The organism is Halomonas sp. DP8Y7-1, assembly GCF_019801685.1.
Lineage (GTDB): Bacteria > Pseudomonadota > Gammaproteobacteria > Pseudomonadales > Halomonadaceae > Halomonas > Halomonas litopenaei_A.
In genome coordinates, this window is sequence record NZ_JAHVIN010000013.1 from 44,479 (window position 1) to 57,225 (window position 12,747).

General features: G+C 61.1%; 13 protein-coding genes. 8 read left to right on the top strand and 5 right to left on the bottom strand.

From position 1 onward, the window contains the following. Positions 1–798: 798 nt before the first annotated feature. Positions 799–1,221 (bottom strand): CBS domain-containing protein, encoded by a 423-nt coding sequence (locus tag KUV41_RS16175; RefSeq protein WP_206943543.1) that lies wholly within the window; start codon positions 1,219–1,221, stop codon positions 799–801. 25 nt (positions 1,222–1,246) lie between these two features. Beyond that, positions 1,247–2,713, bottom strand: coding sequence for a dihydrolipoyl dehydrogenase (locus KUV41_RS16180; protein WP_206943541.1), 1,467 nt, complete (start codon positions 2,711–2,713; stop codon positions 1,247–1,249). 277 nt (positions 2,714–2,990) lie between these two features. On the opposite strand from KUV41_RS16180, the gene KUV41_RS16185 reads away from it, so the two are divergent. From KUV41_RS16185 to KUV41_RS16220, 8 genes are all read left to right on the top strand, one after another. Beyond that, positions 2,991–3,632 (top strand): YqaE/Pmp3 family membrane protein, encoded by a 642-nt coding sequence (locus KUV41_RS16185; RefSeq protein WP_222486760.1) that lies wholly within the window; start codon positions 2,991–2,993, stop codon positions 3,630–3,632. Between the two features lie 184 nt (positions 3,633–3,816). Beyond that, positions 3,817–4,686, top strand: a complete 870-nt coding sequence (locus tag KUV41_RS16190) for a DMT family transporter (protein ID WP_206943538.1) — start codon at positions 3,817–3,819, stop codon at positions 4,684–4,686. A gap of 71 nt (positions 4,687–4,757) precedes the next feature. After that, positions 4,758–5,639: an NAD(+) kinase gene (locus tag KUV41_RS16195; RefSeq protein WP_222486761.1), complete on the top strand. Its 882-nt coding sequence runs from the start codon at positions 4,758–4,760 to the stop codon at positions 5,637–5,639. A gap of 10 nt (positions 5,640–5,649) precedes the next feature. After that, positions 5,650–6,636: a metallophosphoesterase gene (locus tag KUV41_RS16200; protein ID WP_222486830.1), complete on the top strand. Its 987-nt coding sequence runs from the start codon at positions 5,650–5,652 to the stop codon at positions 6,634–6,636. A gap of 201 nt (positions 6,637–6,837) precedes the next feature. Beyond that, on the top strand, positions 6,838–7,683 hold the full coding sequence (locus KUV41_RS16205; protein WP_222486762.1) for a rhomboid family intramembrane serine protease: 846 nt from the start codon (positions 6,838–6,840) through the stop codon (positions 7,681–7,683). Between the two features lie 9 nt (positions 7,684–7,692). Next, complete coding sequence (locus KUV41_RS16210; protein WP_206943524.1) at positions 7,693–7,977, top strand: YeaC family protein; 285 nt, start codon at positions 7,693–7,695, stop codon at positions 7,975–7,977. Next, positions 7,961–8,797 carry a DUF2797 domain-containing protein gene (locus KUV41_RS16215; RefSeq protein WP_374107044.1) on the top strand — a complete coding sequence of 279 codons (837 nt, stop codon included), beginning with the start codon at positions 7,961–7,963 and terminating at the stop codon, positions 8,795–8,797. Before KUV41_RS16210 ends, KUV41_RS16215 begins: the two co-directional genes overlap by 17 nt. 74 nt (positions 8,798–8,871) lie before the next feature. Then, entirely contained in the window at positions 8,872–9,552 is a 681-nt protein-coding gene (locus tag KUV41_RS16220; protein WP_222486763.1) for a glutathione S-transferase family protein, read from the top strand. 80 nt (positions 9,553–9,632) lie between these two features. Here the strand turns inward: KUV41_RS16220 and KUV41_RS16225 are convergent, their stop codons facing one another. The 3 genes from KUV41_RS16225 to KUV41_RS16235 form a co-directional block, all read right to left on the bottom strand. Further along, entirely contained in the window at positions 9,633–10,097 is a 465-nt protein-coding gene (locus KUV41_RS16225) for a hypothetical protein (protein ID WP_222486764.1), read from the bottom strand. 13 nt (positions 10,098–10,110) lie between these two features. Then, on the bottom strand, positions 10,111–11,427 hold the full coding sequence (locus KUV41_RS16230) for a sulfite oxidase (RefSeq protein ID WP_222486765.1): 1,317 nt from the start codon (positions 11,425–11,427) through the stop codon (positions 10,111–10,113). Positions 11,428–11,686: 259 nt separating this feature from the next. Continuing rightward, on the bottom strand, positions 11,687–12,739 hold the full coding sequence (locus tag KUV41_RS16235; protein WP_222486258.1) for a PA0069 family radical SAM protein: 1,053 nt from the start codon (positions 12,737–12,739) through the stop codon (positions 11,687–11,689). Positions 12,740–12,747 lie beyond the last annotated feature (8 nt).

Here is a 12,747-nt window from a genome sequence, read left to right on the forward strand (position 1 = left end):
GCTGGCAACAAAACGGCGCAGGGGGCGTCTCTGCCCGCCTGCGTTGATACCCACCTGTGTTAGTGCCCACCTGCGCTGGTGTTGGCGCCTCGCGATACGAACGATGGGTAACCGCCCGTCGCAGCGGTGGAGATCACCCCCCAGGAGCGTCGGCGGGTAAGCCCTTTATAGCGGCGTTGATGTCGCCATCTACCATGGTCTGGGTACGCAGTGGGAGGGGAGGGTGAGGTCCGTTCGTGCGTTTCTGTGCTGGTTTTGCCAGAAAGCAGGAAAAAAAAATTCTGGTGAAAGGAGAACTTTTCTGGTGACGACTGTCATATGTGGTACAGACAGCATGCGCGATGGCAGTCGTTAGCAGTGTTGATCTGGTTTGCTAAATCGATCGTTGCGCCCCATGGCTTCCATGGGGCGTTTTTTTTGCGCCAGCTGAGCCATGGGCGTGCGCCGACGGTAGGTCGACAGAGACCAAGGTTGGCTGGCCAAGGGCTTATGTCCCAGGGCTTATAGCCAAGGGCCTGGCGCGAATGGCGGGAGACGAGGGGCAAGCAGCCTTTTGCGCACAGCCGGACGACAGGATAATAGACCGGCATGAGTCCTGCCATAGGACGTTGCTCAAGGCATCGTGGACTGGTTTGGCGCCAAGGGCGGGGCGAGAAGGTCTGGGGGGAGAAAGGAAGGGCGAGAAACGAAGGGCCGAGCAAGCAGCACGCCATCTTTCGTGGGGCTGCGATGGGGGACTGAAACCCTCTCCCCCCACAGGGGCGACCCAGCAGGGGAAGAGGACAGTCAGCAAGTGCGTCAGGCGCTACGTTGATGACGACGCATCGATAGCACCGCGTTAAGCACGTCGCGACGCGTCACAATACCGACGAGCCGGCCCTGTTCGGTCACCGGGTAGACCTTGGGCTTAGCACCGAGCATTTCCTGGGCCAGGTCGACGATGCTCTTGGTGGGTGACACTGAAAGGACTTCGTTGCGCATCAGTTCACTGACCAGTGGGGCTTCATGGTCCAGATACAGGCTTTCTATCACCTTGCCGAGTACGTCCTGCTCCGAAATGAAGCCGACAAGGTGATCGCCGCTATCCACGACCGGTGCACCTGGCAATCGATGCAGCGCCAGTCCTTCCGCGAGGGTAGAGATGGACGTCTGGCCGCTGACGCGGTAGCAGTCCTTCGACATGATGTCGCGGACGATAGATGGAGGTGCCTTGTGTGGCATAGCCGCTCTCCTGTGTGCTTGACCGTCAAGCCCCGGGGCCGCATTCCAGACAGCGCTCGGTGATGGCTGGACCTCTGCGCAGGCTGACATTCAGATCCCTCAGCGCAGTTCTCAGGCCTTCCTCCACCACCGGATGGTAGAAAGGCATTTCCAGCAGACGGTCAACGGTCAGTCGTTGGTCGATGGACCAGGCCAGCAGGTGGCCCAGGTGTTCCGCCCGAGGGCCGAACATTTCCGCGCCGAGGAGAATTCCTGTGCCGTGTTCAGCGTAGAGCCGCAGCTTGCCCCGGTTCTGACGCATCACCGTGGAGCGTCCCTGATCCTCAAAGGAGACCTCTCCGATGGCCACGTTGCTCAGGTGTTCATCCCGACGCTTCAGTTCAGCGTAGCCCATCCCCGCGCTTGCCATCTGTGGATCGGTAAAGACAACTGCCAACGGTGTGCGTCGCCGCCCGGCTCGGATCTCCGGGTAGCGACCAGCATTGTCTCCAGCGATACGTCCTTCATCGGAGGCCTCGTGCAGCAAGGGCAGGTCCTGATTGGCATCGCCGGCGATAAAGATGGGAGCCGCTTGGCCGTCATCAAAGCGACACTGCATGGTAAGCCGGTCAAACAGCGGTACACCGCGCTCGTTAAGCTCGAGCCCCGTCTTGTGAAGGTCCAGGCGATCCACATTCGGTCTGCGTCCCGTGGCGGCCAGCAGGTAGTCGAAACGTTCGCTCTTTTCGGTGTCGCTGTCGCGGCAGTGGAAGGTCACCACCACCTGGTCTCCCTCACGCGCTACGCGTTTGACCGTGGCGTCCGGATCCAGCGGGAAGTCGTCATTGAAAGTCCTGTCGGCTACCTGCTTGAGCTCAGGGTCACCCAGCGGACCAATCGCCCCACCCACGCCGAACATGCGCACCCTGACGCCCAGATGACTGAGCGCCTGGCCCAGCTCAAGCCCGATGACGCCGGGACCAAAGACCACCACCGACTCCGGTAGATCCTGCCACTCGAACAGGTCGTCATTGATGATCAGTCGGTCACCTGCACCATTGAGGAAATCGGGCCAGGAAGGGCGAGAGCCGGTGGCAATGACAATGCGCTTGGCCTTGATGCGCGTGTGCTCGCCCACCACCAGCGTGGTGGCATCTTCAAAGCGGGCCGCTCCCAGGATGCGATCTTCGTCCTCGATGCGGGACATTGACGACATCACGCTGCCTACGAAGCGGTCGCGCTCACGTCTCAAGCGTTCCATCACTGCCCGGCCATCGACGCTGACACCGCTGACCTTGATACCGAAGCCTTCGGCGTCGTTGGCTTGGTGCGCCACATCGGCTGCCGATATCAGCAGTTTCGACGGCATGCATCCCACCCGCGCACATGTCGTGCCGAATGCCCCCGACTCGATCAGCACCAGCTTGTCGGTGTGCTGGCGGGCTGCGTGCCAGGCGCCGAGTCCGGCGCTTCCTGCACCGATAATTGCGATATCGACCTGTCTTTCCTGCATGATATGTCTCCTTGAGCGATGGCAGCCTGGGGTAAGGGAACCCATAGGCACAGCCTCTATCAAAAAGGTAGGACAGGAGGTACTCATTGCCCCATAGATCAGGCGTCACTGTTACATCAAAGCCTGCATTGGCACACTTGCACGATCAGACCCGTGACGGCCCTCGATGAGGTTGAGGGTGCTGGCGTGACAAAGGGCGGCAACACAGGCGCCTTGCCGCGTCGATCATTGGGCTCCCGTGCCGATGACCATGACAGAATGAGGAGGAAACGGATCCGTGGATGCGCGTGAATATCTAGCCCGTAAAGGGCTTGATGGCGAACGAGATCGAGAGCGCCCCAACACCCTGGAAGAAAAGGCCTGGGATCGTGCTCGTGAGTCCAACGACCACCGTCCCAAGGCGGGCACGCCCCATGACTGGGAGGACTGGGAGCGCTATCACGAGGTGCTGGCTGAGGGCGCGGATCGGCTGGAACAGAAGATCGACGTTGATGCCCATCGTCAGGCGTCACCGACCAAAGCCGATAAGCCATCGTCACAGGCGTCGGGGGTGGAGCAATACCTTCCCCCGATAAAGCAAGACGGGGGGGCCGAGGAAAAGACGTCGAGTGAGCCAGCCACAGATGACGCGGCCTCGAACACACCCACCGCAGAGGCCAACCAGCATGGGGTAAGTGATACGGACAGCAAGGCCTCGGGTAAGGCGACCAATAGTGAGTCCCAAGTGGCATCGGCCTTGATGGCGTCTCCGGCAGCCAGGCTCGCGCTGATGCTGCTGGTGCTGTTGGTCCCTCCACTGGCCGTCGCTGTCACTGAGGGTGGGGCGCGCCGCGTCTCCATTGCCTTTCTGCTGACCTTGCTGGGTTGGTTGCCCGGCGTGTTGTATGGCGCCTGGTGGCTGAAGCGCATCAATCACTGATGCCAGCTCACCGCCACACCCGCTGAGGCTAAGGCGACAGGCGATGACGTTCTAAACTGACAGCGTGGGCGCTGCGGCGCTGCGCTGGAGGTGTTGTGGACTTCATCGCGTTCGTCGGATCTGTTCAGCGCTTGCTGGGTATCGCGTATACTCCCGTAAACTTTTTAGGCGGAAGGAGTTTACGGTGGGCTATCTGGTCGTGGTCACTGTCCTTTGGGCATTTTCGTTTTCGCTGATCGGTGTCTATCTCGCCGGCCAGGTAGACAGCTATTTTGCCGTGATGCTGCGCGTCAGCCTGGCGGCACTGGTCTTTCTGCCCCTGCTCAAGCCACGCCTGCTGGCAGGTCAGCAGCGCCTGATCCTGATGGCGCTGGGTGCCGTCCAATTGGGCGTGATGTACATCTTCTTCTATCAATCGTTCTTGCTGCTGTCGGTACCTGAAGTCCTGCTGTTCACCATCTTCACTCCGCTTTACATCGCTGTTCTGGACGACCTGGCGTTTTCCCGATTCACCCCTTTTCACCTGGTCACGGCGGGCTTGGCGGTGTTGGGGGCGGCGGTCATTCGCTACCACGGCGTCAACGAGGACTTCTGGTTGGGCTTTCTTGTCGTCCAGGGGGCGAACCTCTGTTTTGCGCTGGGCCAGGTCGGTTACCGGCGGCTGTCCGCGGCGCTTCCGGAGGAACTGCCGCGTCACAGCGTGTTCGCCTGGTTCTACCTTGGCGCTGCCTGTGTGGCGCTACCGGCCTTTGCCCTGTTGGGCGACAGCAGCAGCCTGCCCACGACCTTGACCCAATGGGGCGTACTGCTGTGGCTGGGGCTGGTTGCCTCAGGGCTCGGCTTTTTCCTGTGGAACCTGGGCGCCGTCAGGGTGGACGCCGGAGCCTTGGCCATCATGAACAACATGCTGATCCCCGCGGGCCTGGTCGTGAACCTGGTGATCTGGAATCGCGACGCTGACCTGCCGCGCTTGCTGCTGGGTGGCGCGATCATCGCCGCCTCGCTGTGGCTGAATGGTTGGTGGCAGCGGCGTCGAGGCCAAGCGTTGGTGTAAGCGTCAGGCCTCGTTTGCCCCGCCGCGTCCCCCTCGCCATAATGAGCGGTCGTCAAGGGAAGGATGCGTGGATGCAATCGTTCAAGAACATCGGGCTGATCGGGCGCCTGGGCAGCGCCAAGGTGGTCGAGACCCTGAAACGCCTGATTCGGTTTCTGGATGATGGCGGGTACCACGTCATCATTGAAGATCGCACGGCGTCAGCGCTGTTGGAAAGAGGCCATGCCGAGGCCAGTAGACGCATGCTTGGCGAGCTGTGCGACCTGGTGATTGTCGTCGGTGGCGATGGCAGTTTGCTGGGAGCCGCGCGCACCCTGTGTCGCAGCGGAACCTTGGTGCTAGGGGTCAATCGAGGCAGGCTGGGCTTTCTGACCGATATCTCGCCAGACGAGCTGGAAGCCCGGGTAGGGGAGGTGCTGGCGGGCCATTTCGAGGTCGAACAGCGCTTTTTACTGGACGCCGAGCTGTATCGTGGTGATGCGTTGGTCGGCAGCGGCGATGCGCTGAACGAGATCGTGCTGCACCCGGGCAAGGCGGTGCGCATGATCGAGTTCGAACTGTTCATTGATGGTCAGTTCGTTTACAGCCAGCGTAGCGACGGTCTGATTGTCGCGACGCCCACTGGATCTACCGCCTATGCGATGTCCGGTGGCGGCCCGATCATGCATCCCAAACTCGACGTGGTGACCCTGGTCCCCATGTTTCCCCACACCCTGTCGAGTCGCCCCATCGTCATCGATGCCGACTGCGAGATCCGCTGTCATATCGGTGAGACCAACCAGACCTACCCGCACATCAGCTGCGATGGGCAGACCCGTGCCGTCGCCAAGCCTGACGATGTCCTGGTGATTCGCCGCAAGCCTCAGAACGTTCAACTCGTACACCCCCTCGGGCACAATTTTTACGACGTCCTGCGCAGTAAGCTGGGCTGGAGCAACAGGTTGGGAGACTGAGGTGAGTCGACTGGACGGTTACGATCTGATCGGCGATGTGCACGGCTGCGGGGCGACCCTGGCAACCCTGCTCGAGCGTCTTGGCTATCACCTGCGCAATGGCGTCTATCGCCACCCCCATCGCAAGGTCATCTTCCTTGGCGATCTTATCGATCGCGGACCGCGTATTCGCCTGGCGGTCACCATTGCGCGACGCATGGTGGAGGAGGGCGAAGCCTACATTGTGCTTGGCAATCACGAAATCAGCGCCTTGACCTACACCCAGAAGGCGCCGCCAGGCCATGGCCGTGAATGGCTGCGTCCGCATACGCCTCGTCATAACCGCATCATTCGGGAGACGCTTGAGCAATATCGCGATCATCCCCAGGAGTGGGACGATGCTCTTGCCTGGTTCCGAGAGATTCCGCTGTATATGGAGATGGATGGCATTCGTGTCGTGCATGCCTGCTGGGATACGGCTCTGGTCCAGGCCTTTCAGCAGCTACGGCCTGACGGGCGTGTGGATCAGGAATTTCTGCTTCGCGCCTCCCAGCATGGCACCCTCGAGTCGCGTATCCTTGAGCGCCTGACGCGTGGCGGTTCCATTCCATTGCCTGAGGGCATTGCGATTCATTCTGGAGACGGCTTTACTCGACGCAGTTTTCGCACCCATTTCTGGGCAAACAGCCCCGTCACCTGGGGGGATGTGGTGTTTCAGCCGGACAACCTGCCCGGCGATCTCGAGAGTCGTCCACTCAGCGATGCCGAGCGTGCCTCCCTCAGCTACTATGGGCCCGATGAGCCACCGCTGTTCATTGGCCACTACTGGTGCGAAGGAATACCGGCGCTGCCAGCCCCCAACGTGGCCTGCCTGGACTACAGTGCGGTGAAGTACGGACGCCTGGTCGCCTATCGCTACAGCTTCGAGTCGCGACTCGATGCCAACCATTTTGTGTGGGTGCCAGTGCCTCGAGATGTCAGTCAGCGACCCCTGCCGAGGGAGATTACTTTCGACTGATACAAAGCGTTACATTAAATTTTGCCGACGAGTTGAACCCTTTGGGCAAGTGGACGTCTGAATAGGTGTTCCCTTGAATGATCCCTTGCTCTTGTCCGGCGGCCCCCTCCGCCGGACTTTTTGTATGCGCAGCATTTGTATGGGGAAACCCGTACACAGGCATGACGTGCAGCGCGTTTATCGCCACTCCATGGAGACGCCATGTATCGGGTCTTGCTGATACCACATGAGATCGACACCCGCGAACTGCGTCAGGCGCTGTGGGCGCAGCGCATCAGCCATCGCATCACGCAAGACGAAAAGGGACAAACCCTGTGGCTGGCCGATCTCAAGCAACGTGATGCCACGGCCGAGCTGGTCAGGCGCTGGCAACAGGGTGAGGCGATGCCTCCGCCGACAGCCTCGAGGTCGCGTAACCAGGTAGATTGGGCGTTGCTGTTGCGTCAGCATCCGGTGACGCTCGCGACGCTGGCGCTGTGCGTTGTGGTATTTGCAGCGATCGCCGTGTGGGGAGACATGGTGCTTGCCTGGTTGGCGATCGTGCCGCTGGGCATCAGTCAGGACGCCCTTGCTGTCGGTACCATTCCTGACGCCCTGGCATCGGGGCAGGTGTGGCGGCCCTTGTCGCCGATCTTCCTGCATTTTGGCTGGATGCACCTGGTCTTCAACATGATGTGGTTGTGGTACTTCGGACGCCAGGTAGAGCGCCTGAATGGGCCAGGAAGAATGCTGATCATCGTCGTGCTGGCGGGGCTGGCGGGCAACCTAGCCCAGTATGCCACCGGCACGGTGCTGTTTGGTGGCATGTCCGGCGTCGACTTTGGCCTGCTGGGGTATGTCTGGTTGATGTCTCGGCGGGCTCCCAGCAGCGGCTTCTTCGTGCCCCAGATGCTGGTGGTGTTCATGCTGGGCTGGATGATCTTCACCATGACCGATCTGGCGGGTTTCGTCGGCTTTGGCAATGTGGCCAACGAGGCGCACCTGGGCGGATTGCTCGTGGGGCTGCTGCTGGGCTGGTATCATTCACGCACATCACGCCGACACTAGAGCGATCCCATGAGCGACATGACCTTCGAGCGAATGATTTCCCAAATGACGCCGGCGATCTATCAGAGCCTGAAACAGGCGGTATCGCTGCGCAAGTGGCCAGACGGGCGGATGCTGACCCCCGAGCAGACCGAGCTTTGCATGGAAGCCGTGATGCGCTACGAGCATGAAAATAACGTGCCTGAGGACAGCCGTATTGGCTATCTCGAGCAGCGTACCTGCGGTGCGGCTGCCAGTGGTGCGGGGGTATCCGCGGAGATGGCGGGGCTTGCCCGGGATGCCAGTCGTGACTGAAGTGCTTGCCCACGGTTGTCTGTCCAAGATGGGGGTCGAACCCGACTCCCCCGCGCGCTATACCCTCAAGGCTGGCGAGAACCGTCTGCCGCTCAACGACTACCTGGGCCACACCCTGCGCCTCGAGTGGAGTGGCGCCATCGCCTGCACCCACTGTGGGCGAGCCACCAAGAAAAGTTTTGGCCAGGGGCACTGCTATCCCTGCTTCAAGCGCCTCGCCCAGTGTGACAGCTGCATCATGAAGCCTGAGCTGTGTCACTTCTTCGCGGGGACCTGTCGTGACCCACAGTGGGGTGAACGCTTCTGTTTTCAGCCCCATGTGGTGTACCTGTCCAATGCTTCCGGGCTCAAGGTCGGTATCACCCGCGGTACTCAGGTACCTACTCGCTGGCTGGACCAGGGTGCCATTCAGGCACTGCCCATTCTCGAGGTCGATACGCGCCAGCAGTCGGGCTTCGTCGAAGTGCTGTTCAAGGAGGAAGTCTCTGATCGCACCAACTGGCGAGCCATGCTCAAGGGCCAGGTCGAGGAGCTGGACCTGGTGGCCGAGCGTGATCTTTTGCTGGAGCGGCTATCGAGCGGGCTATCGAGCCTGCGTGAGCGTTTCAGTGCTGATGCCATCCGGGTGCTGGATGATAGCGTTCGGCATTTTGCCTACCCTGTACTGGAACATCCCACCAAGGTGACGTCGCATAACCTGGATAAACATCCGGTGGTGGAAGGTACCTTGATGGGCATCAAGGGGCAGTACCTGATGTTCGATAGCGGAGTGATCAACCTGCGCAAGTACACCGGGTACGAGATTTCCCTCGCTGCTTGAGGTTCCTCTGTCGCCTTGCCAGGATCGCCCCCAGTCAATGACGCGGTGGATGGTAAGAGCCAAGGAGAGGTGCCATGTACGTGCTGCATATTGCCAATCGTCAGATGTCATCCTGGTCACTGCGGGCCTGGATGACCCTGCGCCAGGGGGATATCCCCTTCGAGCTGGCCTTTCATCCGTTTGATGAGCAGGGCGACAGCTTTGACGCCTTTCGTCGCTTCTCACCCAGCGGCAGGGTCCCTTGTCTGCATGATGGCCATCAGGTCGTGTGGGATTCTTTCTCCATTGTCGAGTATCTGGCTGAGCGCCATCCTGGCGTCTGGCCCGCTGACCCCGGGGCTCGGGCCTGGGCCAGAAGTGCCTGCGCCGAGATGCACTCAGGGTTTCTCGCACTGCGCGAGCAGTGCCCAATGCACTGTGCCTTGCGCGTCAGGCTCCATCAGCTGAGCCCCGAAGTGTTGCGAGATATCGAACGTCTCAATGAGCTGTTTGAGGATGGCTTGGCGCGCTTTGGCGGCCCTTACCTCGGCGGCGGGGCGTTTTTTGCCGTGGATGCCTTTTTCGCCCCGATAGCCTTCAGGCAGCAGACCTACGATCTTCCCATGGAGGGTCAGGCGCGAGACTATCTTGAGCGCCTGCGCGCGCTACCTGCGATGCAACAATGGCAAAGCGAGGCGCTGGAAGAGCCCTGTCGCGAGCCGGAGCTTGAAGCGCAGATCCGCGCCAGTGGAACCGTACTGACAGATCTGCGCTAACGGACGGCTAGCGTGCCTGTGCTGACCGGATTGTATAAACCAACCTATGCTTACTCACCTGTGCTGGCCGGCCGGATGCGTCAATCTTTTGAATCGGGTTCGCTGGCCTGCGCTGTTGGTGGCATCAGGTGCCTGGGCAGGTTCTGGCGTCTGGCATCTGTCCTCGGTCCATAGTAGGTCGACAGGTAGTCGAGAATGGTGTCTTCCATTTCCGGGTTGAATTGCCAAAGGCCCTGGGTCTCCTGCATCCAGTCGATCAGGTAGGCCCAGTGGTCGCGTGAGCCGCGATTCTGGGTCACCAGGGCGGCCGAGTGACAGATGGTGCAGTTGCCCTTGACCATTTGCCAGCCTTCGCCCATCACGAAGCCACTGTCAGGATCGATACCAGGTCCCTCATCGACAGACGCCACCGCCGACGTCGCCGGTCCATCGTCCTGGGCGGCTGCCGGAGCCAGGCCCAACGGGCTAAACAGTACCGGGCCGACCAGCAGGCTGACCAGCAGTGGTCTGGACTCCCTGCTCGCTAACGTGATACGTAACCCCATGCCTGTTCCCCCCTCAGCCGACGTGAACCGCGATGCGATGGCAGGCGTTGTTGAGATAGCCCTTGGGATTCCAGCCAGGGACCACCATGGGCTGCGACGCGCCGTGCTGGTCAACGGCCCTGGCCCAGACCTCGTAGTAGCCGGGTTCGGGGAACGCAACCTGGGTGGTAAAGCGCTGCCAGGCCAGGCGGTTGGGCGCGTCTCTCAGGCTGGCCTTGTGCCAGGTGGCGCCGAAGTCAATCGAGGTGTAAACCTCCGAGACGGACAGGTCACCGGCCCAAGCGTGGCCGCGCACCTCCAGCGGCTGGCCCTGTGCGTGTTCGATGCCAGAGCGGGGATAGGTGATCAGTGACTTCACCGGCATCGACTGGATGGTGACAAAGTCCTCCTTGACCACCTCGGTGCCCGGGGCCACTGGGTTGGCCGGTATGCTGTAGGAAGGTGGCGCCATCTTGGCCCCATCGTGCTTCTGATTGCGCACGACGATCTGCTTGAGCCACTTGCCCGATACCGAGCCCGGCCAGCCACCGCACACCAGGCGTAGCGGGTAGCCATTCTGGTAGGGAATATCCTCGCCGTTCATGGCCCAGGCGATCAGCGACTCATCCTCCAGGGCTTTTTCCATCGGCACGCCGCGAGAGATCGCTTCCTTGTCGGCGGCCCCGCTGGCATGGCGATCGGCGCCGTAGTAGCCGATATAGACGGCGTCATCGGCCACGCCGCAGGCTTCCAATACGTCACGCAGACGGACGCCGGTAAAGGTCGGGCAGGCCACCGCACCGGTGGTCCACTGATTGCCGCTGGCCCCAGGGACGAACTCGCTGCGACCGTTGCCGCCGCACTCTACCTGCAGTTGGTAGGTGTGTGCGGAGAAACGCTCTTGCAACTCGGCGATGGTAAAGGTGGTGGGGTTGAGGCATGACTCACCGCTGATTTCCAGCGTCCAGGTGGCGGGATCGATCTCGGCTCGTTCCGGGGGCAGACCGTTGTTGCGCACGAACATGTAGCGGGCCGGGGTGATGTCGTCGTCAAGCAGGTGGGCCGGTGTCTCGGCGTTGATCGGTCTGTCGTTGAGAACGATCAGCCCCTCCTTGCCTTCAATCTCGAAGGCTTCTTCGCTCTGGGCCAGGGCGGCGGGAATCAGCCCGCTTGGCATATGCCTGGCGAAGGGGATGCTGGCGCCTAGTGCAGCGCTCATGGCCAACAGGCTGGACCTTCGCAAGAAACCTCGTCGACTGACAGGGTCCGTTTCACGGCCCCACAGAAGTCGGTCGGCTTGGATGGGGTCTTCTCGGTACAGGGCGTGCAGGCCCTTGGTGCGCCGGCGCATGGGGGCTCCTTATCGTTATTGGGTCTTTCGTTATGCCAGGGTGTTGTCAGAGTAGGCAGTCCCGTAGTGACCGGCCAGGCCAGTGGCGTATCGATGATGGAACCAGCATAGGACGAAGCGTCAGACGAAGCGGTTCTGCAGCACGAGGCGTTTGTGCAGCTCGAAGCGGTTCTGCAGCTAGAAGCGGTTCTTAAGTGAGGTCAGGCGAGATGGGCCGCGAACGCCGCCAGCAAGGGTGACATCGCAGAAGGTACGACAGTCAGAACAGTGACCCCTGCCGCTGGGGAGGCCTGAAGCTGGAGGTATCCAGCGTCGTTTCATCGCGCTGTGGCAGGCCAAGGCGACGGCAGGCCTTACGGTAGCGCTGATCGAGCAGGTCGGCGAAGACTCCTTGGCCGCGCATGCGGTGACCAAAACGGCTGTCGTAGTCCTGTCCGTTGCGACACTGGCGAATCAGGCTCATGACCTTCGCTGCACGTTGTGGGTAATGGTGCTCGAGCCACTCTGCAAACAGTGGGGCGACTTCATGGGGTAGACGCAGCAGCATCCAGCCTGCACTGCTGGCCCCCGCGTCTTTCGCAGCGCTCAGCAAGGTTTCAAGCTCATGGTCGGTCAATCCGGGAATGACCGGCGATATCAGGGCGCCGGTGGGGATGCCGAGAGCCGCCAGCTCGTGCAAGGTTTTCAGCCTTGCCTTGGGCGAGGCAGCCCTGGGCTCCAAGCGCCGTTTGATATCGTCATCCAGGCTGGTGAGGCTGATCATGACCTTGACCAGCCGCCGTCTCGCCAAGGCTTGTAACACCTCCTTGTCGCGCAGGATCAGCGTGCTCTTGGTGATCAAGGTGACCGGGTGTCGGCATTCCAGCAGCAGCTCAAGTAACGCCCGCGTAGAGCGGTACTCGGCTTCGATGGGTTGATAGGCATCGGTATTGCCGGACAGGTTGATGGGGCGGCAGACGTACTGTGGTTTGCACAGCTCTTCACGAAGCCGCTCCACCAGCCCGGTTCGGGCGATCAGGCGTGTTTCGAAATCGATCCCGGGGGACATGTCCCAATAGGCATGACTTGGCCGCGCATAGCAGTAGATGCAGCCATGCTCACAGCCTCGGTAAGGATTGATGGAGCGGTCAAAGGGCAGATCGGGTGAGCGATTCCACGACAGGGCGCTCTTGGCGGATTCTGTTGCCGTTACCGTAGCGATGCGCTCGGGCATCGCCTCCTGCCACCAACCATCATGCTCCGCTTCGCTGCGGGTCGGGGCAAAGCGGTTGGCCGGTGAGAAGGTGGCACCGCGTCCCTTGATCGGATCCATCGGGTCTG